The sequence below is a fragment of the Streptomyces yamdrokensis genome, from assembly GCF_053890455.1.
This window is the reverse complement of sequence record NZ_CM132679.1, coordinates 5,732,059-5,758,602: the sequence shown is the minus strand read 5'-3', so window position 1 is coordinate 5,758,602 and position 26,544 is coordinate 5,732,059. Positions and strand designations below refer to the sequence as shown.

Annotated in this window: 11 protein-coding genes, 1 tRNA gene and 3 rRNA genes; 1 reads left to right on the top strand and 14 read right to left on the bottom strand. The window is 67.0% G+C overall.

Features of this window, described 5'->3' with window-relative positions:
• Positions 1-68 precede the first annotated feature (68 nt).
• The 7 genes from ACWZEH_RS25620 to ACWZEH_RS25590 form a co-directional block, all read right to left on the bottom strand.
• Positions 69-614: a CinA family protein gene (locus ACWZEH_RS25620; protein WP_456193444.1), complete on the bottom strand. Its 546-nt coding sequence runs from the start codon at positions 612-614 to the stop codon at positions 69-71.
• A complete protein-coding gene (pgsA, locus tag ACWZEH_RS25615) occupies positions 611-1,492 on the bottom strand; it encodes a CDP-diacylglycerol--glycerol-3-phosphate 3-phosphatidyltransferase (RefSeq protein ID WP_456193443.1) in 882 nt (293 codons plus the stop codon). The genes ACWZEH_RS25620 and pgsA overlap by 4 nt, the downstream gene beginning before the upstream one ends.
• Positions 1,489-2,964 carry a 30S ribosomal protein S12 methylthiotransferase RimO gene (rimO, locus tag ACWZEH_RS25610; protein ID WP_456193442.1) on the bottom strand — a complete coding sequence of 492 codons (1,476 nt, stop codon included), beginning with the start codon at positions 2,962-2,964 and terminating at the stop codon, positions 1,489-1,491. The genes pgsA and rimO overlap by 4 nt, the downstream gene beginning before the upstream one ends.
• Positions 2,965-3,063: 99 nt before the next feature.
• Positions 3,064-3,918 (bottom strand): helix-turn-helix domain-containing protein, encoded by an 855-nt coding sequence (locus ACWZEH_RS25605; protein ID WP_456193441.1) that lies wholly within the window; start codon positions 3,916-3,918, stop codon positions 3,064-3,066.
• Between the two features lie 252 nt (positions 3,919-4,170).
• Complete coding sequence (locus ACWZEH_RS25600; protein ID WP_456193440.1) at positions 4,171-6,960, bottom strand: DNA translocase FtsK; 2,790 nt, start codon at positions 6,958-6,960, stop codon at positions 4,171-4,173.
• Positions 6,961-7,267: 307 nt separating this feature from the next.
• Positions 7,268-7,945 (bottom strand): response regulator, encoded by a 678-nt coding sequence (locus tag ACWZEH_RS25595; protein ID WP_456193439.1) that lies wholly within the window; start codon positions 7,943-7,945, stop codon positions 7,268-7,270.
• A gap of 334 nt (positions 7,946-8,279) precedes the next feature.
• Positions 8,280-13,766, bottom strand: a complete 5,487-nt coding sequence (locus ACWZEH_RS25590) for a HAMP domain-containing protein (protein WP_456193438.1) — start codon at positions 13,764-13,766, stop codon at positions 8,280-8,282.
• 420 nt (positions 13,767-14,186) lie between these two features.
• On the opposite strand from ACWZEH_RS25590, the gene ACWZEH_RS25585 reads away from it, so the two are divergent.
• The gene (locus tag ACWZEH_RS25585) at positions 14,187-16,937 is read left to right on the top strand and encodes a SpoIIE family protein phosphatase (RefSeq protein ID WP_456193437.1); all 2,751 of its coding nucleotides are present in this window, start codon (positions 14,187-14,189) and stop codon (positions 16,935-16,937) included.
• A gap of 60 nt (positions 16,938-16,997) precedes the next feature.
• Here the strand turns inward: ACWZEH_RS25585 and ACWZEH_RS25580 are convergent.
• The 7 genes from ACWZEH_RS25580 to dapA form a co-directional block, all read right to left on the bottom strand.
• Positions 16,998-17,070: transfer RNA gene (locus tag ACWZEH_RS25580), tRNA-Thr, on the bottom strand.
• 90 nt (positions 17,071-17,160) lie between these two features.
• Entirely contained in the window at positions 17,161-17,823 is a 663-nt protein-coding gene (locus ACWZEH_RS25575; protein WP_456199826.1) for a DegT/DnrJ/EryC1/StrS family aminotransferase, read from the bottom strand.
• Between the two features lie 114 nt (positions 17,824-17,937).
• A 5S ribosomal RNA gene (gene rrf / locus ACWZEH_RS25570) occupies positions 17,938-18,054 on the bottom strand.
• 99 nt (positions 18,055-18,153) lie between these two features.
• Positions 18,154-21,273 (bottom strand): 23S ribosomal RNA (locus tag ACWZEH_RS25565).
• A gap of 318 nt (positions 21,274-21,591) precedes the next feature.
• Positions 21,592-23,121 (bottom strand): 16S ribosomal RNA (locus ACWZEH_RS25560).
• Together the 16S, 23S and 5S rRNA genes form the textbook arrangement of a ribosomal RNA operon.
• A gap of 529 nt (positions 23,122-23,650) precedes the next feature.
• A complete protein-coding gene (locus ACWZEH_RS25555) occupies positions 23,651-25,336 on the bottom strand; it encodes a ribonuclease J (RefSeq protein ID WP_456193436.1) in 1,686 nt (561 codons plus the stop codon).
• 158 nt (positions 25,337-25,494) lie between these two features.
• Positions 25,495-26,394 carry a 4-hydroxy-tetrahydrodipicolinate synthase gene (gene dapA / locus ACWZEH_RS25550; RefSeq protein WP_456193435.1) on the bottom strand — a complete coding sequence of 300 codons (900 nt, stop codon included), beginning with the start codon at positions 26,392-26,394 and terminating at the stop codon, positions 25,495-25,497.
• Positions 26,395-26,544 lie beyond the last annotated feature (150 nt).

The window sequence follows — 26,544 nt, the reverse complement described above, 5'->3', positions numbered from 1 at the left end:
CCCCACCGTACCGCCTTGCGCCGCGGCCGTGCGGGGAGCGATGTCGTGTTCACTCTGGGCTGTAAACATCAATACCCCCCGTTCCGTTCCGTATCCTGTGTCCGCTCATCCCCGGTCTGTTCGCCCGCAAGCTCCTCAAGAAGCAGTGCGAGTACGCTCCGTACACTCTCCATACGAATTTCCGCCCGGCCGCCGTTCAACCGCAGGCGCTCCACTTTTCCGCCACCGGCAGAACCCGAAGCCGGCTCCGACGGCCCGTCCACGGCCACGTAGACGGTCCCGACGGGCTGCCCGTCCTGGGGCTCAGGGCCGGCGACACCCGTGGTCGCGATTCCCCAGTCGGCACCCAGCGCCTTGCGGACACCGGCCGCCATCTCCGCCGCCACCTGCGGATCCACCGCTCCGCTCCGCGCCAGCAGGGTGGCGTCGACGCCGAGCAGTTCCCGCTTGAGTTCGGTGGCGTAGGCCGTGACCGAGCCCCGGAAGGCCCTGGACGCCCCGGGGACGGAGGTGATCTCCGCCGCCACCAGGCCGCCGGTCAGGGATTCCGCGACAGCAAGCGTCATGCCCTTCACCGTGAGTAGTCGCACCACTTCGGTGGCCGGAGACCTCACGACCGCGTCTCCTCCAACGCGGCCTTCCGCTCCATGATTCCCTGCCGACGCAGCACAATGGCCTGTCTCACGTAGTCGAGACCGGTCGCGACCGTGAGCACGACGGCCGCGGCCATCACCCAGAACCGCAGGGTCGCCAGCCATCCCGTCAGCGCCAGCACGTACATGCCGACGGCCACGCCCTGGGTGAGGGTCTTCAGCTTGCCGCCACGGCTCGCCGGGATCACGCCGTAGCGAATGACCAGAAAACGCAGGAGCGTGATGCCGAGTTCCCGGCCGAGGATGATTCCGGTGACCCACCAGGGGAGATCGCCCAGCACGGAGAGACAGATCAGCGCCGCTCCCATGATCGCCTTGTCGGCGATGGGGTCGGCGATCTTCCCGAAGTCGGTCACAAGGTTGTAGGTGCGCGCCAGATGACCGTCGAACAGATCGGTGATCATGGCGACGGCGAAGGCGGCCCAGGCGAACGAGCGCCAGGCGGGGTCGTATCCCCCGTCGGCCAGCATCAGTGCGACGAAGCCCGGGACGAGTACCAGCCGGAGCATGGTGAGCAGGTTGGCGATGTTCCAGACACTGGCCTGGTCGACGGCCGCCGCCGCGATCTTCCTGCCCCGCGCCGGGTGTCCGTCGTCGTCACGCCCGGCGCCGTCGTGCCCCGCGCCGCCCGGAACGTCGTGGGAATCACTGTTCGACGTGCCGCCCTTGACCGGGGCACTGTCCGCGGTACTGCCGGTGGCGCTTGCGGAGGCCGGGGTACGGGCCCAGGAGGCCTCACCGCCCGGAGTCCCGCCGGGCCTCGGACGACCGGCCGGACTCGCCGCCGCCCTCCTCGCGCCGGAGGAGCCTCCCGCCGCCGATGCCGGGACACCCGTCATCTGCCCGCCTCCTCGCTCAGCGCGGGCGAACCCTGGAACAGCGGCTCGGCCACCAGGTCGACACCTTCCGTGCCGACGACCTTCGCCTCGACCATACGACCCGGACGCAGACCCGTGCCGCTCGTGAGCAGCACCTGGCCGTCGGTCTCGGGGGCCTGGTGCGCCGCGCGGCCGTACACGCCCTCTTCCTCGCCGACGGATTCCACCAGCACGCGCACGGTCTCGCCGACCCGCTCCTCGGCGCGCTGCGAGACCAGCTCCTCTGCCATCCGGGAGACCCGGGCCAGCCGCTCGTCGACGACGTCCTGGTCCAGCTTGTGCTCGTATGTCGCCGCCTCGGTCCCCTCCTCGTCGGAGTAGCCGAAGACGCCGATGGCGTCCAGCCGCGCGTGGGTCAGGAACCGTTCGAGCTCGGCGAGGTCGGCCGCGGACTCGCCGGGGAAGCCGACGATGAAGTTGGAGCGCACGCCGGCCTCGGGCGCCTTGCTCCGGATGGTGTCGAGGAGCTCCAGGAAGCGGTCGGTGTCGCCGAAGCGGCGCATCGCGCGCAGCACGTCGGGCGCGGAGTGCTGGAAGGACAGGTCGAAGTACGGGACGACCCCGGGGGTGGAGGTCAGCACGTCGATCAGGCCGGGGCGCATCTCGGCGGGCTGGAGGTAGCTGACGCGGACCCGCTCGATGCCGTCGACCCCGGCGAGTTCGGGCAGCAGGGACTCCAGGAGACGGATGTCGCCGAGGTCCTTGCCGTAGGAGGTGTTGTTCTCGGAGACCAGCATGACCTCCTTCACGCCCTGCTCGGCCAGCCAGCGCGTCTCGCCCAGCACGTCGCTGGGACGGCGCGAGATGAAGGAACCGCGGAAGGAGGGGATGGCGCAGAAGGAGCAGCGCCGGTCACAGCCGGAGGCGAGCTTCACCGAGGCGACCGGGGTGCCCTCCAGCCGGCGCCGGAGGGGCGCGCGGGGTCCGGAGGCCGGGGCCAGGCCCTCGGGCAGGTCCACCGGGCCATGCCCCGGGAGCGCGACGGACGCGGCGGACTCCTGCCGCTCGGCGGGGCTGATCGGCAGCAGCTTGCGCCGGTCACGCGGGGTGTGGGAGGCGTGGATGCCGCCGTTCAGAATGGTCTGGAGGCGGTCCGAGATGTCGGTGTAGTCGTCGAAGCCGAGCACGCCGTCGGCCTCGGGAAGCGCCTCGGCGAGTTCCTTGCCGTACCGCTCGGCCATGCAGCCCACCGCCACCACGGCCTGCGTTCTCCCGTGGCCCTTGAGGTCGTTGGCCTCCAGGAGGGCGTCGACGGAGTCCTTCTTGGCGGCTTCGACGAAACCGCAGGTGTTCACGACGGCGACGTCCGCGTCCTCGGCATCCTCCACGAGCTGCCAGCCGTCCGCCTCCAAACGGCCTGCGAGCTCCTCCGAGTCCACCTCGTTACGGGCGCAGCCAAGGGTGACGAGTGCGACGGTGCGGCGATCAGGCATGGGCTCAAGACTACTTCGTTCCGTCGGCACCCCACGTCGACGGGGTTGGCCGGTCCCGGCCCGCCCCGTCGACGAAGCGCCCTTCCGGATACCGGACCGCTATCCGGCCTGCGGGTCGCCCTTGGTGTAGGTCAGACGCTCCACGGCGCCCGGCTGCCAGTCGTCCTCGATCTTCTTGCCGTTGACGAAGAGGTCGATCGCACCGGCGTCACCGAGCACCAGGTTGATCTTCGTGCCGTCCTCGAAGGTCTTGGAGTCGCCCTGCTTGAGCAGTCCGTCGAAGAGCAGCCGGCCGCTGTGGTCCTTGGCGGAGATCCAGCTGCGCCCGTCGGGGGCGCTCACCTTGACGACCACCTTGTCCTGCGGAGCGGCCGCGATGGCGCTGTCGGAGGGGTCCGGCTCGGGGGCGGCGGGCTTCTCGGACTTGGGGGTGGATGATTCGGACGCGCTCGCGGTGGCGGCACCGTCGGCGACGTTCTCCTCGTCGCCGTCGCCGCCGCCGTTGACCATCGTGAATCCGACGAAGCCGATGACGACGACGATCGCGGCGACCATGGCGGCGGTCCAGTTGGGACCGCGCCGCTCGGGACGGATGCGCTCCGCCTCGAAGAGAGGGGCGGCCGGGGTGGGCGCCGGACGGCCACCGTGCTCGGCGTCGTACCGGGCGATCAGCGGGGCGGGGTCGATGTGCACGGCCCGGGCCAGGGTCCGGATGTGGCCGCGAGCGTAGACGTCGCCGCCACAGGGCTCGAAGTCGTCCGCCTCGATGGCGTGCACGATGGCGATACGGACCCGGGTGGCGGTGGTGACGTCGTCGACGGTGAGGCCGGCGTCGATGCGCGCCTGCTTCAGCGCACGTCCGACGGAGGGACGGACTTCCTCGGAGACGTCGTCGGACACGTCGGGTACGTCGTCGAACGGACGCTCGTCTTCAGGAGAGTTGCCGATGGACACGGGGGCGCCTTTCGAGCGTGTAGCCACCTGTGCTGGAGGTTCAGTCTAGGGGGGTGACAGAAGGGTGGGGCAACCGGGCGACAGGACTCTGTACGCCATCGGAATGGCCCGGCACGCCGATGGCGGCACTGCTTTTCGTCGTTTCCCTCAACTTGACGTGCGACCGGGGGAAACGGTTGCGCGCTGATCCCTCACGGATGGGTCACGATCGGCCATCCGGGTGCACCGGAGCGACGGCCGTGTCCCGACTGCCTACCCCTCGGACTCCCCCCGGATCACGGCGAGCACGCCATCCAGCTCGTCAGCCTTCACAAGAACGTCGCGTGCCTTCGAACCCTCGCTCGGTCCGACGATGCTCCGGGACTCCATGAGGTCCATGAGCCGGCCCGCCTTCGCGAAGCCCACGCGCAGCTTGCGCTGGAGCATGGACGTCGACCCGAACTGGGTGGAGACGACCAGTTCGGCCGCCTGGCACAGCAGGTCGAGGTCGTCGCCGATGTCCTCGTCGATCTCCTTCTTCTGCTTGGTCCCGACGACGACGTCGTCCCGGAAGACGGGCGTCATCTGGTCCTTGCAGTGCTGGACGACGCCGGCGATCTCCTCCTCGGTCACGAACGCGCCCTGCATACGGGTCGGTTTGTTCGCCCCCATCGGCAGGAAGAGACCGTCCCCCTTGCCGATCAGCTTCTCGGCACCGGGCTGGTCGAGGATGACCCGGGAGTCCGCGAGGGACGAGGTGGCGAACGCGAGCCGGGACGGCACGTTCGCCTTGATCAGACCGGTGACGACGTCGACCGAGGGCCGCTGTGTGGCGAGCACCAGGTGGATGCCGGCCGCCCGCGCGAGCTGCGTGATCCGCACGATGGCGTCCTCGACGTCCCGCGGGGCGACCATCATCAGGTCGGCCAGCTCGTCGACGATGACCAACAGGTACGGGTACGGCTGGAGTTCGCGCTCACTGCCCTCGGGCGGCTTGGCCCTGCCCTCGCGCACCGCGCGGTTGAAGTCGTCGATGTGCCGGTAGCCGTAGGCGGCCAGGTCGTCGTAGCGGAGGTCCATCTCGCGGACGACCCACTGGAGGGCCTCGGCAGCCCGCTTGGGGTTGGTGATGATCGGCGTGATCAGGTGCGGGATGCCCTCGTACGCCGTCAGCTCCACGCGCTTGGGGTCGACCAGGATCATCCGGACGTCCTCCGGCGTCGCCCGCATCATGACCGACGTGATCAGGCAGTTGATGCAGGACGACTTGCCGGAGCCGGTGGCACCGGCGACCAGTATGTGCGGCATCTTCGCCAACGAGTGCATGACGTATCCGCCCTCGACGTCCTTGCCGAAGGCGACCAGCATCGGGTCGTCGTCCTCGGCGGACTCCGCGAGCCGCAGCACGTCTCCGAGATTGACCATCTCCCGGTCGGTGTTCGGGATCTCGATGCCGACGGCGGACTTGCCGGGGATGGGGCTGATGATGCGTACGTCGGGGCTGGCGACGGCGTACGCGATGTTCTTCGTCAGTGCGGTGATCCGCTCGACCTTCACGGCCGGACCCAGTTCCACCTCGTAGCGGGTGACCGTGGGCCCGCGCGTGAAGCCGGTGACGCGGGCGTCGACCTTGAACTCGGTGAAGACGGTGGTGAGCGAGGCGACGACGGCGTCGTTGGCGGCGCTGCGCGCCTTGCCGGGGCCACCGCGCGTGAGCAGGTCGAGGGCCGGCAGGGAGTAGGTGATGTCACCGGACAGCCGGAGCTGCTCCGCGCGCGAGGGGAGTTCGCGGGGCGCGGACGGGGTCTTGGTGAGGTCCGGGACACCGGACTCCGCCTGCTTCCGGTCCTGCTCGGCCGGTCCGCCCTGCTTCGGCGCGTTCTGCCTGACGCCCGGCCTCGGCCTCTCCTGCCGCGAGCTGTCCTGCTGGTCCTGCTGGGGGCGGGCGGCCGGCACCGGCGTCGGGGGGGTCGGCTCGCGGTCGCCCACGCGCACGCCCTGGGTCAGGTCGGCGACGACCGGTGAGGGCGGCATCCCGTGCAGGACGGCGCCGTCGAGCGAGGCGGCGGCCGCGGCGGCCACGTCCACGGCGTCCATCTGCCGGTTCGTGTCGGGCTGAGGCACCGCGGACCTGCGCGGCCGGCCACGGCGCCGGGACAGCCCCTCCCGCTCCGCGAGGTCGGGGTCGTACTCCTGGGGCTCCCGTCGGCGGCCCCGGCTGCTCGCGGGCAGCGCCTCGCGCCACTGCTCGTCGTAGCGCTCGTCGTCCTCGCCGAACTCCTCCGGCTCATGCTCGTGAACGAGTCCCAGCCTGGTACCGAGCAGCCGCAGTCGCTGCGGAACGGCGTTGACCGGAGTGGCCGTGACGACCAGCAGACCGAAGACGGTGAGCAGCACCAGCAGGGGCACGGCGAGCACATCGGTCATGGTGTACGACAGCGGCGTGGCCGCGCCCCAGCCGATGAGTCCTCCGGCGTCCCTTATGGCGTGCACGCCCTCGCTGCGGGCGGGCGAGCCGCAGGCGATGTGGATCTGGCCGAGCACACCGATGAGGAGCGCCGACAGACCGATCACGATGCGGCCGTTGGCCTCCGGTTTCTCCGGGTGCCGGATGAAGCGCATCGCGACGGCCGCGACCAGGATCGGCACCAGCAGGTCGAGCCGGCCGAACGCGCCGGTGACCAGGATCTCCACGAGGTCGCCGACGGGCCCCTCGAGATCGGCCCAGGTGCCCGCGGCGACGATGAATCCGATGCCGAGCAGGAGCAGCGCGAGACCGTCCTTGCGGTGGGCGGGGTCGAGGTTCCTGGCGCCCTGCCCCATGCCCCGGAAAACCGCCCCGACCGCGTGCGCCAGACCCAGCCACAGGGCGCGCACGAGCCGGTAGACGCCGCCGGTCGGGCTGGGAGCCGGTTTGGGCGCGGGCTTCCTCACCGCGGGCTTCCTGGCAGGAGCCTTCTTCGGGGGCGGCTTCTTGGCAGCGGCCCTCTTCGCCGGAGCCTTCGCGGAAGCAGCCGCCTTCTTCGCGGGTGGCTTCTTGGCTGCGGAGGAACGTGAGGCCATGGGGGTGAGGTTACCGGTGGAGACGCCAGTGGACACGCGTGCCGGCCGCTTCACCCGTTCGTGTCGCTTCCGCGGAGGCGCCGGACTGACACGGGAAGGGCCTGTCCGGCGGGTCGAGTCGGGGGTGACCGGCGGCATCCGTCCGGTTGGGCGGAGCGGGGGCGGGTGGTGACAACGCCGCTGGGGCAGCCCTGCTCGAGAAGCCTGAGAGGGCGGTGCCGGCCCTCACACCTTTGGCACGATCCACCGGACAGACCCCACGGTCCGGGACCGTGCCGGATGAGCCGTAAGGCCCGTACGCCGTCGGTCAGTTCTGCGACGGCATCGGCGACGCGCTGCCCGTGCCCGGTTCCAGCGCGTCCAGCGCCCGCCGCAACCCCGTGAGCTTGCGCTCCAGATGGGCCGCCGTGGCCACCGCGGCCGCGTCGGTGGATTCGTCGTTGAGCTGCTTGGACAGGGCCTCGGCCTGTTCCTCGACGGCCGCCAGCCGCGCGGAGAGTTCGGCGAGCAGGCCGGCGGACTCCTTCGGCTCCCCGGCGTCCTTCTCGTCGCCCTCCAACTGGAGCCGCAGCAAAGCCGCCTGTTCCCTCAGCTGACAGTTCTTCATGTACAGCTCGACGAAGACCGAGACCTTCGCGCGCAGCACCCACGGGTCGAACGGCTTGGAGATGTAGTCGACCGCACCCGCCGCGTACCCGCGGAACGTGTGGTGCGGGCCGTGGTTGATCGCGGTGAGAAAAATGATCGGGATGTCCCGCGTCCGTTCCCGCCGTTTGATGTGCGCCGCGGTCTCGAAGCCGTCCATCCCCGGCATCTGGACATCCAGCAGGATGACCGCGAAGTCGTCCGTGAGCAGCGCCTTGAGTGCTTCTTCCCCGGACGATGCCCGTACCAGCGTCTGATCGAGCGCCGAGAGGATCGCCTCCAGCGCCAGCAGATTCTCCGGCCGGTCATCGACCAGGAGGATCTTGGCCTTCTGCACCATGGCCCGCCCTCCTCGCCCCGGCTTGGGGCCTCCCCTGTCCGCAGGTCCTGGGTGGACACCGGCGGGTGCCGACCCAGGGGACGGCTCCCTTGCGCCGCCCGTCCTTGTGCCGGTCATCGTAGCCGCACCCCGCCCGTCGACACACCCTGTCACCGTGATGTCACTGTGCACGTAGCAGAAACGCGGAGTGAGACCAGAAGGTTCCCCGAATCCCGTACTTCTACACGACTTCGCGCACACCGGGTCAGCAACTCCGCATGAACGGCGAAGCTCCCCTCCACCATCGCACGGCCCGGGCCACCTTCCTCACGCCCCCTCCCTCGGGGCGCCACGGTCACACGCCCCGCATCCACTGCTGCATCACCGACAGCAGGTGATCGGGGTCGACCGGCTTCGTCACGTAGTCGGAGGCTCCCGACTCGATCGCCTTCTCCCGGTCCCCCTTCATCGCCTTCGCGGTGAGCGCGATGATCGGAAGCCCCGCGAACTGCGGCATCCGGCGGATCGCCGTCGTCGTCGCGTATCCGTCCATCTCGGGCATCATGATGTCCATCAGGACGACCGCCACGTCGTCGTGCTGCTCCAGCACCTCGATGCCCTCGCGGCCGTTCTCCGCGTACAGCACGGAAAGGCCGTGCTGTTCGAGGACGCTGGTCAGCGCGAACACATTGCGGATGTCGTCGTCGACGATGAGCACCTTCTGCCCGCCGAACCGGATACCTCGCTGCGACCGGGGCGCCTGATCCTGTTCCAGCTCCGTGCCCGGCGTCGTCGGCCACTGCTCCGGCTGCTGCCGCGCGGGCCGCTGCTCCAGTTCGGGCAGGGGCCTGCGGCGCCGCCGGAACAGCGCGGCAGGACCGTTCGGGGTCTCCCGGTAGGACGTCACCTCGGCCGGTGCCTCCACCCCCGCGCCGGAGGAACCGGCCGACGCGGCGGGGCCGCCCTCCAGGGCGGGCATGGACTGCTGGTAGCCGTGCGGCGGCAACTCGCTCGGTTGCAGCGGGAGATACAGCGTGAAGGTCGAGCCGCGGCCCGGCTCGCTCTGCGCGTGGATCTCACCGCCGAGCAGCTGGGCGATCTCCCGGGAGATGGACAGCCCGAGCCCCGTACCTCCGTACTTGCGGCTGGTCGTGCCGTCCGCCTGCTTGAACGCCTCGAAGATCACCCGCATCTTGCTGGCGGCGATCCCGATGCCCGTGTCGGACACCGAGAAAGCGATCAGGTCGGCGTCCGGGTCGGTCAGCGAACCGGCCTCCAGCAGTTGCTCCCTGATGGCCTGTGGGACGTCGTCACGAGCCGGTCGGATGACCAGCTCGACGGACCCGGAGTCGGTGAACTTCACCGCGTTGGACAGCAGGTTGCGCAGCACCTGCAGCAGTCGCTGCTCGTCGGTGTGCAGCGTGGCCTGAAGCTCCGGGGAGACCCGCACCGACAGGTCCAGGCCCTTCTCCGCGGTCAGTGGCCGGAAGGTGGCCTCCACATAGTCCACGAGCTGGACGAGCGCGATGCGCGTCGGGGAGACGTCCATCTTGCCCGCCTCGACCTTCGACAGGTCGAGGATGTCGTTGATCAGCTGCAGCAGGTCGGAGCCGGCGCCGTGGATGGTCTCGGCGAACTCGACCTGCTTCGGGGAGAGATTCCCGTCGGCGTTGTCGGCGAGGAGTTTGGCCAGGATCAGCAGCGAGTTGAGCGGGGTGCGCAGCTCGTGCGACATGTTGGCCAGGAACTCGCTCTTGTAGCGCATGGAGACCGCGAGCTGCTCGGCGCGCTCCTCCAGGACCTGCCGCGCCTCCTCGATCTCGGTGTTCTTCACCTCGATGTCGCGGTTCTGCTGGGCCAGCAGCTCGGCCTTTTCCTCCAGTTCGGCGTTGGACGCCTGGAGTGCCTTCTGCCGCTGCTCCAGCTCGGCCGAACGCTCCTGGAGTTGCTCGGTCAGCTCCTGTGACTGCGCCAGCAGCAGCTCCGTCTTGGTGTTCACCGAGATGGTGTTGACGCTCGTCGCGATCATCTCGGCGATCTGGTTGAGGAAGTCCTTCTGGATGTGCGTGAACGGAGTGAACGAGGCCAGCTCGATGACGCCCAGCACGGTCCCCTCGAACAGCACCGGAAGCACGATCACCTGTGCGGGCGGCGCCTCCCCGAGACCCGAGGAGATCTTCAGGTAGCCGCTGGGCGCGTTCTCCACCAGGATCGTGCGCTTCTCCATGGCGGCCGTCCCGATGAGCCCCTCACCGGGACGGAACGACGTCGGCATCGAGCCCAGCGAGTAGCCGTACGAACCGAGCATGCGCAGCTCGTACTGGTCGTCGTCGGCGACATTCACGTCCTCCCCGTCGGCCAGGGGCATCGAGAGGAAGAACGCGCCGTGCTGCGCGGAGACCACGGGCGTCAGCTCGCTCATGATCAGCGAGGCCACGTCCTCCAGGTCCCGACGGCCCTGCATCAGCGCGGAGATACGGGCCAGATTGCCCTTCAGCCAGTCCTGCTCCTTGTTGGCGATCGTGGTGTCGCGCAGGTTGGCGATCATCTTGTTGACGTAGTCCTGCAGTTCCTGGATCTCTCCGGACGCGTCCACGTCGATCTTCAGGTTCAGATCGCCGCGTGCCACCGCGGTCGCCACGCCCGCGATGGCACGCACCTGCCGGGTCAGGTTCCCCGCCATCTCGTTCACGGACTCGGTCAGGTCCCGCCAGGTGCCGTCGACGTCACGCACTCGGGCCTGTCCGCCGAGCTGGCCCTCCGTACCCACCTCGCGGGCCACGCGCGTGACCTCCTCGGCGAACGACGACAGCTGGTCGACCATCGTGTTGATGGTGGTCTTCAGCTCGAGGATCTCCCCGCGCGCGTCGATGTCGATCTTCTTCGTCAGGTCACCCTTGGCGATGGCCGTCGTCACCATGGCGATGTTGCGCACCTGACCGGTCAGGTTGGACGCCATCCGGTTCACGGACTCGGTGAGGTCCTTCCACGTACCGGCCACGCCCGGTACGTGCGCCTGACCGCCGAGGATGCCGTCCGTACCCACCTCACGGGCCACCTTGGTGACCTGCTCGGCGAACGAACTCAGTGTCTTCACCATGATGTTGATGGTGTCGGCGAGCTGCGCCAACTCGCCGCGCGCCTCGATGGTGACCTGCCGGGTGAGGTCGCCGCTGGCGACCGCGGCGGACACCTGGGAGATGTTGCGCACCTGCGTGGTCAGGTTCTTGGCCATCAGGTTGACGTTGTCACTCAGGTCCTTCCAGATGCCCGTGACCCCGGGCACGTGCGCCTGGCCGCCCAGGATGCCCTCGGTGCCCACCTCGCGGGCCACCCGGGTCACCTGCTCGGCGAACGACGACAGCTGGTCCACCATCGTGTTGACCGTGGTGACGAGTTCGAGGATCTCGCCCTTGGCGTCGACGGTGATCTTCTTCGACAGATCGCCCTTCGCGACCGCGGTGGTGACCTCGGCGATGTTGCGCACCTGGAGGGTCAGGTTGTTCGCCATGCCGTTCACCGACTGGGTGAGGTCCTTCCAGGTGCCGGAGACACCCTGCACCTCGGCCTGACCGCCGAGAATGCCCTCCGTGCCCACCTCGCGGGCCACCCGCGTGACCTCCTCGGCGAACGACGACAGCTGGTCCACCATCGTGTTCAGCGTGTTCTTCAGCTCGAGGATCTCCCCGCGCGCGTCCACGGTGATCTTCTGCGACAGGTCGCCCCGGGCCACCGCCGTCGCCACCTGGGCGATGTTGCGCACCTGCGCGGTGAGGTTGCCGGCCATCCCGTTGACCGAGTCGGTGAGGTCGCGCCACACACCGGCGACGCCGGGCACCTGCGCCTGGCCCCCGAGCCGGCCCTCCGTACCCACCTCACGGGCCACCCGCGTGACCTGGTCGGCGAAGCTCGACAGCTGGTCCACCATCGTGTTGATCGTGTTCTTCAGCTCGAGGATCTCCCCGCGCGCGTCCACGTCGATCTTCTGCGACAGGTCGCCCCGGGCGACCGCCGTCGTCACCTGGGCGATGTTCCTCACCTGACCGGTCAGGTTGGACGCCATCGAGTTGACGGAGTCGGTGAGCTCCTTCCAGGTGCCCGACACTCCGTCCACCCGGGCCTGACCGCCCAGCCGTCCCTCCGTGCCCACGTCCCGGGCCATGCGTGTGACCTGGTCGGCGAAGCTCGACAGCTGGTCCACCATCGTGTTGACGGTGTTCTTCAGCTGGAGCATCTCGCCGGACACGTCGACGGTGACCTTCTGCGACAGGTCGCCGTTGGCCACCGCCGTCGTCACCTGGGCGATGTTCCTCACCTGACCGGTGAGGTTGCGGAACGCGGTGTTGACGGAGTCGGTGAGGTCCTTCCACGTACCGGCGGCACCCGGCACCTGCGCCTGGCCGCCCAGCTCACCCTCGACCCCGATCTCGCGCGCTACGCGGGTGACCTCGGCGCCGAAGGCGGACAGCTGGTCGACCATCGTGTTGACGGTGTTCTTCAGCTCCAGCATCTCGCCGGCCACGTCCACGGTGACCTTCTGCGACAGGTCGCCGTTGGCCACCGCCGTCGTCACCGCGGCGATGTCCCGCACCTGCGTCGTCAGGTTCCGGAACACCGTGTTGACGGAGTCCGTCAGGTCCTTCCAGGTACCGGCGGCTCCCGGCACGTTCGCCTGACCGCCCAGTTGTCCCTCGGCCCCGACCTCGTTGGCGACCCGGGTGACCTCGTCCGCGAAGATCTTCAGTGTCTCGGTCATCTGGTTGATCGTCTCGGCGAGCTGAGCGACCTCGCCCCGCGCCGGAACGGTCACCTTCCGTGACAGGTCGCCGTTGGCGACCGCGGTCGTCACCTCCGCGATCCCGCGCACCTGGGCCGTCAGGTTCCCGGCCATGGTGTTGACGGAGTCGGTGAGCTCCTTCCACACGCCGTCCACACCGGACACCTGCGCCTGTCCGCCCAGCGCACCCTCGGTGCCCACCTCGCGTGCGACGCGGGTGACCTCGGAGGAGAACGCCGAGAGCTGGTCCACCATCGTGTTGACGGTGTTCTTCAGCTCCAGCATCTCGCCTTCGACATGCACGGTGACCTTGCGGGACAGATCGCCCCGGGCGACCGCCGTCGTCACCAGCGCGATGTCGCGCACCTGCGCCGTCAGCCGTTCCGCCATGGTGTTGACCGAGTCCGTGAGGTCCTTCCACGAACCGGACATGCCCCGTACCCTGGCCTGACCGCCCAGTTTGCCCTCGGTACCGACCTCGCTGGCCACCCGCGTGACCTCGTCGGTGAAGGTCGACAACTGGTCGACCAGATTGTTGACGGTGCGCCCGACCTTCAGGAACTCGCCGCGCAGCGGCTGTCCCTGGCCGTCGCCCCCGCCCAGCTGCGCCCGCAGCTCCATCCGCGGCGACAGATCGCCGTCGGCCACCGCCGACAGCACCCGGCTGACCTCGGAGACGGGCCGTACCAGATCGTCCACCAGCGCGTTCGAATTGTCGATCGCGGCGGACCAGGAGCCCTCACAGGCCCCCGCCTCCAGGCGCTCGGTGAGTTTCCCCTCGCGCCCCACCATGCGCCGCACCCGCGCCAGCTCGCCCGTCAGATGGAGATTGCGGTCGGCCACCTCGTTGAAGACCGCCGCGATCTCCGCCATCACGCCGTCGCCGGACACCGTGAGCCGTTTGCGGAAGTTGCCGTCCCGCATCGCCACCAGGGCGACCATGAGGCGGTTCAGGGCCGCGGTGTCCACCGCGGTGGTCCCGCCCCGGGACCTGCCCTGCCTACTAGGGGACTGTCCGCCTTTCGCGCGCGTGTTCGTGCCCCGCGTCGCTGCGCCAGACTCCACTGTGTCCCTCCCGCAGGGGTCGACCGTTACTGCTGTGCTCGGGTACCACCGCACGGGCGTACCTGTGACTGCTGACTGCTTGTGCTCGCTCTGCTTACTCGTGCATATGCGTGTACTACTGCGATACCTGCCCTGCCTACCAGGGCGCTACCCGGGCCGCCGCCCGTCCGTCCGGGCCTTCGCGACAGCCTGCCTGCCCAGTGTTTCACCCCACCGGACCGGGCCATAACAGTTCGGCAGCTTCGCACACCGTCCGCACAGCCACCGGCCGTCGGACACCTCCCGACGGAAACACAGCAGACCGGCATCCGCTCGGACCGCGAAGGTAAGTAACCTTGCATCCGGCTGTCCAGCCACACCGGTCCGTCCGGTCTGGGCGGTGGCACGGAGACGAGCGGGCATCGGAGGGCGGCCGCACACATGACCACCGGACTGATCCCGGGGGAACAGCCCCCGGACCCTCGGCCGACGAGCGGTCTGCCGCACCAGCGGCGCGAGCCGGTCGGCCATGGAACCATGCCCGTCGAGAACCGGTCGAGGAGTTCTGTGATCACCGCGCGTGCGGCCGCCAGCTTCGAGCCCGTCGGGCGCTCGGTCGCGAGTGCCCGCTCCTTCGTCCGCGACACCCTCCAGGGATGGGGGTTCGCCGACATCGTCGACGACGCCGTGGTCCTCACCAGTGAGCTCGTGACCAACGCCGTGATCCACACCAGCACCTGGGCCGACCTGCTGTGCCTGCGCTGCGACGACGGCGTACGAATCGAGGTGACCGACCGGTATCCGGAACGTGAGGTCCCGCTCCGGGGCCCGGCCGCCGACATGGGCGGCCCCGACCGCGAGGGCGGACGCGGCCTCCAGCTCTGCGCGGCCCTGGCCGGCCGATGGGGCGTCGAGTACACCCCTGCCCACAAGACCGTCTGGTTCCAACTCGACGTCCCCGACCGCCCGGTGGGCGCGCGCTCGGCCGGACCGGCGCTGCCGTCCGAACTCCTCCCGATCGCCGACACCCGGGTCCGCGTCGCCGTTGTGCAGATCGACCGCATCGGCGCGATCTCTTCCTGGAACGAGGACGCGGAGGAACTCTTCGGCTACACGGCCGACCAGGTCGTCGGCAAGCCCCTCACCGATCTCGCGGCCTGGCCGCACACCCCCGGCACCGGCACCGGCATCGCGGAGGCGCTCCAGCTCTCCCGCTGGGAAGGCAGCTACGGCATAAGGGACACCACCGGCCGGGTGATCCCCGTCTACGCCTCGCACCTGCGCGTCCGCGACACGGACGGCGATCCGTCAACCGTGTGCCTCCTCGTCAGGGACCACGAACGGGCGGTACTGCAGACCCCGTCGCGCGTCCCCTCCGACTCGGGCGCCTCCTCCGAGAGCCAGAACATCGACCCCTTCGAGGTGTTCATCGGCTCGCCCGCCCCGGACGACCTCGACGGCCTCCTCCAGCGCACGGTGGAACGCGCCCGCGACATGCTCGACGGCGACTCCGCCTTCCTGCTCCTCGCCACCGACGACGAGACGGAACTCGAGGTACGTGCTTCCACCGGCCTGCCCTCTGCCCGTCAGCGCTTCGCCCGCGTTCCGGTGGAAGCCGGCTCCGGCCGTTACGGCTCCGCCCGTATGCCGGCCGTCCACGAGGACCTCGCCGCCCTGCCCGGCGCGGTCCCGCTCCTCAACGGCACCGGCATGCGCTCGGTCGTCACCGTCCCACTGAAGGTCGAGGGCCGTCTGACGGGCTCCCTCGGCGTCGCCGCGGAGGGAGCGGGCCGGTACTCCAACGAGGAGGCGCTACGCCTCCAGTTCGCCGCCGACCGCATCGCCCTGGCCGTCGAGTCGGCCCGTCTGGGAGAGCTGGAGCGACTGCGCCGGGGTTCGCTGAGCTTCCTCGTCGAGGCGTCCGACCTGCTGGCCGGCACCCTGGACCGCGACCAGACCCTGGCCCTCATGGCCCAGATGACCGTTCCCACCCTGGCCACCTGGTGCGCCGTCTACACGATCGCCGACCAGGCCTCCGAGCCGTACCTCTCCTACGTGCTGCACGAGGACGAGGATCTCATCGACGGCATCAAGTCCCTGCTCTCGAAGATCGCCCCGCCCGATCCGGTCCCCACCCCCGGCGCCCGCGTCTGGTCGACGCCCGGCGAGGTGGCCCATCAGGCGGCCCTGCGCACGTCCATGCGCAGTCTGGGGCTGAGCGGCAGCCCGGACACCCGGGTCACTCCCGGCATCGGCCCCAACCTCACCACGGCCTCCGCGGTCGGCGGCGAGACGGTGGTCCTCCCGCTGGTCGCCCGTAACCGCGTCATCGGCATGCTGACGCTCGGCAAGCCGACCGACGAACACTTCCGCCAGGAGATCCTCGAACTCGCCGAGGACCTCTCCCGCAGGGCCGCCCTCGCCCTGGACAACGCCCGCCTCTACTCCGAGCGCACGGCCATCAGCCAGTCCCTCCAGCGCAGTCTCCTACCCCCCGAGCTGCCGACGATCGAGGGCGTCGAGGTGGAGGTCATCTACCGCGCGGCCGGCGAGGGCAACGAGGTCGGCGGCGACTTCTACGATCTCTTCCCGATCAGCGACGGCGCCTACGGCTTCGCCATCGGCGACGTCTGCGGTACGGGCCCGAACGCCGCGGCCGTCACCGGCCTCGCCCGGCACGCGCTCCGGCTGCTCGCCCGTGAGGGCCTCAGTGGCCCTGCGGTCCTCGAGCGCCTGAACTCCGCCATCCTCGACGAGGGCGCCCGCAGCCGCTTCCTCACCCTGCTCTACGGCGAACTGCGCCCTCAGGAGGACGGCAGCGCGGAGCTGAAGGTGGTGTGCGCCGGCCACCCGTTGCCACTGCGCCTGCGCCAGAACGGCACCGTCGAACCGGCCGCCGACCCGCAGCCCCTCCTGGGCGTCCTGGAAGACCTGGAACTGTACGAACAGACGGTCACGCTCGATCCGGGCGATGTCCTGCTGTGCGTCACCGATGGTGTCACCGAGCGCCGTGAAGGCCCGCGCATGCTGGGCGACGACGGACTCGCCGACGTTCTGACGACCTGCACGGGCCTGACCGCCGGCGCGGTCGCCGCCCGCATCATGCGCGCGGTGGAACGCTTCGCCTCCGACGCCCCTTCCGACGACATGGCGATCCTCACCATGCGCCTCCCGGAGCTCCACCAGAACTGAGCTGGATCGGATCAGGACATGAGAAAGGCCCCGCCCGGGAGGGCGGGGCCTTTCTGTCGGAGCCCCCAAACGGAATCGAACCGTTGACCTTCTCCTTACCATGGAGACGCTCTACCGACTGAGCTATAGGGGCCTGTTGCTTTTCGCGGTCTCCCGCCCGGCAACGGAATAGATCATACCCTGAGCAGCCCCGTGCTCCCAACCACCGGTCCGCGACCGCGGTTCAGACAGCCGGCTGCAGCAGTCCGCCCAGCGCATTGCACGCCGACGCCACGCGCTGCATGTCCCGCTTGGTCAACGAGGCGTCCACGGGCAGAGCGAGCGTCACGTCGGCGGCCCGTTCGGTCTCGGGCAGAGACACGCACCGCCGGAACCCCGGCAACCGGTGCACAGGCGTCTTCACCGGCACCCTGCACTCGACTCCCTTGGCCCGCACGGCTCGTGCGAAGGCGTCCCGGTCAGGTCGTCCATTGCCGGGCACCCGCACGACGTACTGCTGATAGGTGTGCCCGTCGCCTCCGTCGGGCGTCCCCACACCCCGCAGCTTCGCGTCGAGGTAGGCGGCCCGCTCCCTGCGCCGGGCGACCTCTTCGTACGGAGCTTCGGACTCCCCGTGCTCCAGCACCAGCAGACCGTGCCGTTGTCCGAGCGCGTGCAACCGCGCCATGTCGGCGTGCCTGCCGAAACGGTGCACGGCGACAACGGCCGCCGTGCGCGAGGTGATGGCCGCTTCCACAGCGGCCGGCGCGAGGCAGTAGGTCACCGGATCTATCTCGGCGAACACCGGCAACGCGCCCGCGAGAGTGACGGCCTCGGCAACTTCCACGTTCCCGAAGGCGGACACGACCACCTCGTCACCGATTCCGACACCAGCGGCCCTGAGCAGTGCAGCAGTACCCATGGGATGGATGCTCGTCGCGCAACGTGAACTTCAAGTGACGCAGAACGAAAAAGGGTTGGACCCCGAACCGAAGTTCGGGGTCCAACCCTGTCAAAGATTGTTCGGCGGCGTCCTACTCTCCCACAGGGTCCCCCCTGCAGTACCATCGGCGCGGTAAGGCTTAGCTTCCGGGTTCGGAATGTAACCGGGCGTTTCCCCTACGCTATGACCACCGAAACACTATGAAACAATCAATCCAACCGCACCACACACCGTCCGGGGACGGGTGCGGGGTTGTTCGTGGTTTCAGAACCAACACAGTGGACGCGAGCAACTGAGGACAAGCCCTCGGCCTATTAGTACCGGTCAACTCCACACGTTGCCGTGCTTCCATATCCGGCCTATCAACCCAGTCGTCTACTGGGAGCCTTACCCTCTTATAGAGGTGGGAGTCCTCATCTCGAAGCAGGCTTCCCGCTTAGATGCTTTCAGCGGTTATCCCTCCCGAACGTAGCCAACCAGCCATGCCCTTGGCAGGACAACTGGCACACCAGAGGTTCGTCCGTCCCGGTCCTCTCGTACTAGGGACAGCCCTTCTCAAGACTCCTACGCGCACAGCGGATAGGGACCGAACTGTCTCACGACGTTCTAAACCCAGCTCGCGTACCGCTTTAATGGGCGAACAGCCCAACCCTTGGGACCGACTCCAGCCCCAGGATGCGACGAGCCGACATCGAGGTGCCAAACCATCCCGTCGATATGGACTCTTGGGGAAGATCAGCCTGTTATCCCCGGGGTACCTTTTATCCGTTGAGCGACGGCGCTTCCACAAGCCACCGCCGGATCACTAGTCCCGACTTTCGTCCCTGCTCGACCCGTCGGTCTCACAGTCAAGCTCCCTTGTGCACTTACACTCAACACCTGATTACCAACCAGGCTGAGGGAACCTTTGGGCGCCTCCGTTACTCTTTAGGAGGCAACCGCCCCAGTTAAACTACCCATCAGACACTGTCCCTGATCCGGATCACGGACCCAGGTTAGACATCCAGCACGACCAGACTGGTATTTCAACGACGACTCCACCACCACTGGCGTGGCAGCTTCAAAGTCTCCCAGCTATCCTACACAAGCCGAACCGAACACCAATATCAAACTGTAGTAAAGGTCCCGGGGTCTTTCCGTCCTGCTGCGCGAAACGAGCATCTTTACTCGTAGTGCAATTTCACCGGGCCTATGGTTGAGACAGTCGAGAAGTCGTTACGCCATTCGTGCAGGTCGGAACTTACCCGACAAGGAATTTCGCTACCTTAGGATGGTTATAGTTACCACCGCCGTTTACTGGCGCTTAAGTTCTCAGCTTCGCCACCCCGAAGAGTGACTAACCGGTCCCCTTAACGTTCCAGCACCGGGCAGGCGTCAGTCCGTATACATCGCCTTACGGCTTCGCACGGACCTGTGTTTTTAGTAAACAGTCGCTTCTCGCTGGTCTCTGCGGCCACACCCAGCTCAGAGGGAAAACCCCATCACCGGACATGGCCCCCCTTCTCCCGAAGTTACGGGGGCATTTTGCCGAGTTCCTTAACCATAGTTCACCCGAACGCCTCGGTATTCTCTACCTGACCACCTGAGTCGGTTTAGGGTACGGGCCGCCATGAAACTCGCTAGAGGCTTTTCTCGACAGCATAGGATCATCCACTTCACCACAATCGGCTCGGCATCAGGTCTCACCCACATGCCATCCGGATTTACCTGGATGACGGGCTACACCCTTACCCCGGGACAACCACCGCCCGGGCTGGACTACCTTCCTGCGTCACCCCATCACTCACCTACTAACCGCTTGGGCCGGCGGCTCCACCACTTTCCATTCCCCGAAGGGTCCGGAACGGCTTCACGGCCTTAGCATCACGATGCTCGATGTTTGACGCTTCACAGCGGGTACCGGAATATCAACCGGTTATCCATCGACTACGCCTGTCGGCCTCGCCTTAGGTCCCGACTTACCCTGGGCAGATCAGCTTGACCCAGGAACCCTTAGTCAATCGGCGCACACGTTTCTCACGTGTGTATCGCTACTCATGCCTGCATTCTCACTCGTGAACCGTCCACAACTCGCTTCCGCGGCTGCTTCACCCGGCACACGACGCTCCCCTACCCATCCATACGGGCGTTGGCCCTGTTGTATGAATGACACGACTTCGGCGGTACGCTTGAGCCCCGCTACATTGTCGGCGCGGAATCACTAGACCAGTGAGCTATTACGCACTCTTTCAAGGGTGGCTGCTTCTAAGCCAACCTCCTGGTTGTCTGTGCGACTCCACATCCTTTCCCACTTAGCGTACGCTTGGGGGCCTTAGTCGATGCTCTGGGCTGTTTCCCTCTCGACCATGGAGCTTATCCCCCACAGTCTCACTGCCGCGCTCTCACTTACCGGCATTCGGAGTTTGGCTAAGGTCAGTAACCCGGTAGGGCCCATCGCCTATCCAGTGCTCTACCTCCGGCAAGAAACACACGACGCTGCACCTAAATGCATTTCGGGGAGAACCAGCTATCACGGAGTTTGATTGGCCTTTCACCCCTAACCACAGGTCATCCCCCAGGTTTTCAACCCTGGTGGGTTCGGTCCTCCACGAAGTCTTACCTCCGCTTCAACCTGCCCATGGCTAGATCACTCCGCTTCGGGTCTTGAGCATGCTACTGAAACGCCCTGTTCGGACTCGCTTTCGCTACGGCTTCCCCACTCGGGTTAACCTCGCAACACACCGCAAACTCGCAGGCTCATTCTTCAAAAGGCACGCAGTCACGACGCAAGGACAAGTCCTTGCGCGACGCTCCCACGGCTTGTAGGCACACGGTTTCAGGTACTATTTCACTCCGCTCCCGCGGTACTTTTCACCATTCCCTCACGGTACTATCCGCTATCGGTCACCAGGGAATATTTAGGCTTAGCGGGTGGTCCCGCCAGATTCACACGGGATTTCTCGGGCCCCGTGCTACTTGGGTGTCTCTCAAACGAGCCGCTGATGTTTCGACTACGGGGGTCTTACCCTCTACGCCGGACCTTTCGCATGTCCTTCGCCTACATCAACGGTTTCTGACTCGTCCCACGGCCGGCAGACCGTGAAAGAGAGATCCCACAACCCCGCATGCGCAACCCCTGCCGGGTCTCACACACATACGGTTTGGCCTCATCCGGTTTCGCTCGCCACTACTCCCGGAATCACGGTTGTTTTCTCTTCCTGCGGGTACTGAGATGTTTCACTTCCCCGCGTTCCCTCCACATACCCTATGTGTTCAGGTATGGGTGACAGCCCATGACGACTGCCGGGTTTCCCCATTCGGACACCCCCGGATCAAAGCCTGGTTGACGACTCCCCGGGGCCTATCGTGGCCTCCCACGTCCTTCATCGGTTCCTGGTGCCAAGGCATCCACCGTGCGCCCTTAAAAACTTGGCCACAGATGCTCGCGTCCACTGTGCAGTTCTCAAACAACGACCAACCACCCATCACCCCCGGCAACAACCGGAGTTCACTGGGGTCGGCATCCCGAAGACAGACCTTACGGCCGTGCCCTCAGACACCCAACAGCGTGCCCGGCACTCCCCGCCGCCTCCCCCGACGTTCCACACCCGTGCGGGCAGTACTGGAAGAAGAAGACGATCAAGAGTGCCGAATAATCAACGTTCCACCCATGAGCAACCAGCATCGGACATGCGCCGATGTACTGGCCCCTGGACCACCAGGCAAGCCTGGCAGCCTAGAAGTGCTCCTTAGAAAGGAGGTGATCCAGCCGCACCTTCCGGTACGGCTACCTTGTTACGACTTCGTCCCAATCGCCAGTCCCACCTTCGACAGCTCCCTCCCCACAAGGGGGTTGGGCCACCGGCTTCGGGTGTTACCGACTTTCGTGACGTGACGGGCGGTGTGTACAAGGCCCGGGAACGTATTCACCGCAGCAATGCTGATCTGCGATTACTAGCAACTCCGACTTCATGGGGTCGAGTTGCAGACCCCAATCCGAACTGAGACCGGCTTTTTGAGATTCGCTCCACCTCACGGTATCGCAGCTCATTGTACCGGCCATTGTAGCACGTGTGCAGCCCAAGACATAAGGGGCATGATGACTTGACGTCGTCCCCACCTTCCTCCGAGTTGACCCCGGCGGTCTCCCGTGAGTCCCCAACACCCCCGAAGGGGCTTGCTGGCAACACGGGACAAGGGTTGCGCTCGTTGCGGGACTTAACCCAACATCTCACGACACGAGCTGACGACAGCCATGCACCACCTGTACACCGACCACAAGGGGGGCACTATCTCTAATGCTTTCCGGTGTATGTCAAGCCTTGGTAAGGTTCTTCGCGTTGCGTCGAATTAAGCCACATGCTCCGCTGCTTGTGCGGGCCCCCGTCAATTCCTTTGAGTTTTAGCCTTGCGGCCGTACTCCCCAGGCGGGGAACTTAATGCGTTAGCTGCGGCACCGACGACGTGGAATGTCGCCAACACCTAGTTCCCACCGTTTACGGCGTGGACTACCAGGGTATCTAATCCTGTTCGCTCCCCACGCTTTCGCTCCTCAGCGTCAGTAATGGCCCAGAGATCCGCCTTCGCCACCGGTGTTCCTCCTGATATCTGCGCATTTCACCGCTACACCAGGAATTCCGATCTCCCCTACCACACTCTAGCCTGCCCGTATCGACTGCAGACCCGGGGTTAAGCCCCGGGCTTTCACAATCGACGCGACAAGCCGCCTACGAGCTCTTTACGCCCAATAATTCCGGACAACGCTCGCGCCCTACGTATTACCGCGGCTGCTGGCACGTAGTTAGCCGGCGCTTCTTCTGCAGGTACCGTCACTTTCGCTTCTTCCCTGCTGAAAGAGGTTTACAACCCGAAGGCCGTCATCCCTCACGCGGCGTCGCTGCATCAGGCTTTCGCCCATTGTGCAATATTCCCCACTGCTGCCTCCCGTAGGAGTCTGGGCCGTGTCTCAGTCCCAGTGTGGCCGGTCGCCCTCTCAGGCCGGCTACCCGTCGTCGCCTTGGTGAGCCATTACCTCACCAACAAGCTGATAGGCCGCGGGCTCATCCCTCACCGCCGGAGCTTTTAACCCCCACCCATGCGAGTGGAAGTGTTATCCGGTATTAGACCCCGTTTCCAGGGCTTGTCCCAGAGTGAAGGGCAGATTGCCCACGTGTTACTCACCCGTTCGCCACTAATCCCCACCGAAGTGGTTCATCGTTCGACTTGCATGTGTTAAGCACGCCGCCAGCGTTCGTCCTGAGCCAGGATCAAACTCTCCGTGAATGCTTTCCCGGCTGCGTCCGATTAAGGACTGCGGGTCGACACATCACGAGAGCGGAACGGTCGGGCGGAATAGGCCCGGCCGTTCACAGCGTCCTCGCTGTGTTTTCCTTCAAAGGAACCTCGTCCCGGCCGAACGGCCGGAGACGGGGTATCAACATATCTGGCGTTGATTTTTGGCACGCTGTTGAGTTCTCAAGGAACGGACGCTTCCTTTGTACTCACCCTCTCGGGCTTTCCTCCGGGCGCTTCCCTTCGGTATTTCGTGTCCCCGACTCTACCAGATCTTTCCGATCCGATTTCCTCGGGGTTTCGCCTTCCGGGTTCCCGCTTCCGCGTTTCCCTTTCCGGCGGCTCCGACTTTATCAGATATTCTGAGTCGGATTTCCCGCCCCTCCGGGGACTGGATCCGATGCTCGAAGCAGTCGGGTTCCCGGTCGGGGAGAGCTGTAAACGTACTGGAGCGGGGCGCCCCGATGCAAATCGAGGTGCCCCGCTCCCAGTTCTGCTGTACGGACTGCCCTACGGGTCGTCAGACCTCCACGACCACAGGCAGGATCATCGGCCGACGCCGGTAGGTGTCGGAGACCCATTTGCCCAGTGTGCGGCGAACGAGCTGCTGCATCTGGTGCGGTTCGACGACGCCGTCCTGGGCGGATCGCTCCAGGACCTCCGTGATCTTCGGCAGCACGGCGCTGAAGGCCGAGTCCTCGATCCCGGAGCCGCGCGCCTGGATGTGCGGGCCACCGGTGATCTTTCCGGTGGACGAGTCGAGCACCACGAAGACCGAGATGATGCCCTCGTCGCCGAGGATCCTGCGGTCCTTCAGGGCCGGCTCGCGGACATCACCGACGGAGAGGCCGTCGACGTAGACGTACCCGGCCTGGACCTTGCCGGCGATCTTCGCCCTGCCGTCGATCAGGTCGACGACGACTCCGTCCTCGGCGATGACGATGCGGTCGTGCGGGACACCGGTCAGCGCGCCCAGCTCGGCGTTGGCCCGGAGATGGCGCCATTCGCCGTGCACCGGCATCAGGTTCCGCGGGCGGCAGATGTTGTAGAAGTACAGCAGTTCACCGGCGGAGGCGTGGCCCGAGACGTGCACCTTGGCGTTGCCCTTGTGGACGACGTTGGCTCCCCAGCGGGTCAGGCCGTTGATGACGCGGTAGACCGCGTTCTCGTTGCCGGGGATGAGCGACGACGCCAGGATCACCGTGTCGCCCTGGACGATGCGGATCTGGTGGTCGCGGTTGGCCATCCGGGACAGGGCGGCCATGGGTTCGCCCTGTGAGCCCGTGCACACCAGGACCACTTCGCTGTCCGGCAGGTCGTCCAGTGTCTTCACGTCGACGACGAGGCCCGGCGGAACCTTGAGATAGCCGAGATCGCGGGCGATGCCCATGTTGCGGACCATGGAGCGGCCGACGAAGGCGACCCGGCGGCCGTACTCGTGCGCCGCGTCCAGGATCTGCTGGATGCGGTGGACGTGGCTGGCGAAGCTCGCCACGATGATCCGCTTGCGGGCGCCGGCGAAGACCTGGCGCAGGGCGTTGGAGATGTCGCGCTCGGGCGGGACGAAGCCCGGGACCTCGGCGTTCGTCGAGTCGGACAGGAGGAGGTCGATGCCTTCCTCGCTGAGCCGGGCGAACGCGTGGAGATCGGTGAGGCGGTTGTCCAGGGGGAGCTGGTCCATTTTGAAGTCGCCGGTGTGGACCGCCATGCCCGCGGGCGTGCGGATGGCCACGGCGAGAGCGTCGGGGATCGAGTGGTTGACCGCGACGAACTCGCAGTCGAACGGTCCGATGCGCTCGCGGTGCCCCTCCGCCACCTCCAGGGTGTACGGACGGATGCGGTGCTCCTGGAGCTTCGCCTCGATGAGGGCGAGGGTCAGCTTGGAGCCGATCAGCGGGATGTCCGGCTTCTCGCGGAGCAGGAAGGGGACGCCGCCGATGTGGTCCTCGTGGCCATGGGTGAGGACGATGCCCTCGATGTCGTCGAGGCGGTTCCGGATGGACGAGAAGTCCGGAAGGATCAGGTCGATCCCGGGCTGCTCCTCCTCGGGGAAGAGCACACCGCAGTCGACGACGAGCAGGCGGCCTCCGTGCTCGAAGACCGTCATGTTGCGGCCGATCTCGCCGAGACCGCCGAGTGGGGTGACGCGCAGGCCGTTCGCGGGGAGCGGCGGCGGCGGGCCGAGTTCAGGGTGCGGATGGCTCAAAAGACTCTCCTCACCACGCACGCCACGTCCCGGTGGGGCACGTGGCGAGCGTGACGTTCGTGCAGAAGCAGTTGTCGTGGTGGTGCGCGGGGACCGGTGGCCCGCCGCTTATTCAGTTGTGGAGTCAGGTTGCGCGAGCGGTCGCGCGAAGTCTGTTGTCAGAGCTGTACCCCGCCGGCGGCAAGGTCGATCTTGAGCTGCTCGATCTCTTCCGGCGTGCACGCGGCCATGGGGGCGCGCAGGGGGCCGGCGGGCAGGCCCTGCAGGGCGAGCGCCGCCTTGGCTGTCATCACGCCCTGGGTACGGAACATACCCGTGTAGACGGGAAGCAGCTTCTGGTGGATCTCGGTGGCCTTCTGGACGTCCCCCGAGGTGTACGCCTCGATCAGGGCACACAGCTCGGGCGTGACGAGGTGGCCGACGACCGAGACGAAGCCGACGGCGCCCACGGAGAGCAGCGGCAGGTTCAGCATGTCGTCACCGGAGTACCAGGCGAGGCGCGAGCGGGCGATGGCCCAGCTGGCGCGGCCGAGGTCGCCCTTGGCGTCCTTGTTGGCGACGATCCGCGGGTGCTCGGCCAGACGGACGAGCGTCTCCGTGTTGATCGGGACACCGCTGCGGCCGGGAATGTCGTAGAGCATGACCGGCAGCCCGGTGGTGTCGGCGATGGCCGTGAAGTGCTGGTACAGGCCTTCCTGCGGAGGCTTGTTGTAGTACGGGGTGACGATCAGCAGGCCGTGTGCGCCGGTGCGCTCCGCGGTGCGGGCCAGTTCGATGCTGTGACGGGTGTCGTTGGTGCCGACCCCGGCCACCACGTGCGCGCGGTCTCCGACCGCCTCCAGGACCGCCCGTACGAGGTCCGCTTTCTCCGCGTTGCTGGTGGTGGGGGACTCACCGGTGGTGCCGTTGATGATCAGGCCGTCGTTGCCTGCGTCCACCAGGTGGGTGGCGAGCCGCTGGGCGCCGTCGAGGTCGAGTGCGCCGTCCGCCGTGAAAGGCGTGACCATGGCGGTGAGGACCCTCCCGAAGGGGGTCTGCGGAGTGGAGGTCGGAGCCATGGGTTACACGCTACTCGCTGCTCGGGGCGGGGTCTGCCCTCGGGGGAGGCGACAAGTGGGGGCAAAAGGGGGGCCCGGCACTGCCTGCTCGGGGGTTCAGGCAGTGCCGGGCCCGTTTGATCAGGCTAGATGAACTAGTGGAAATATCGC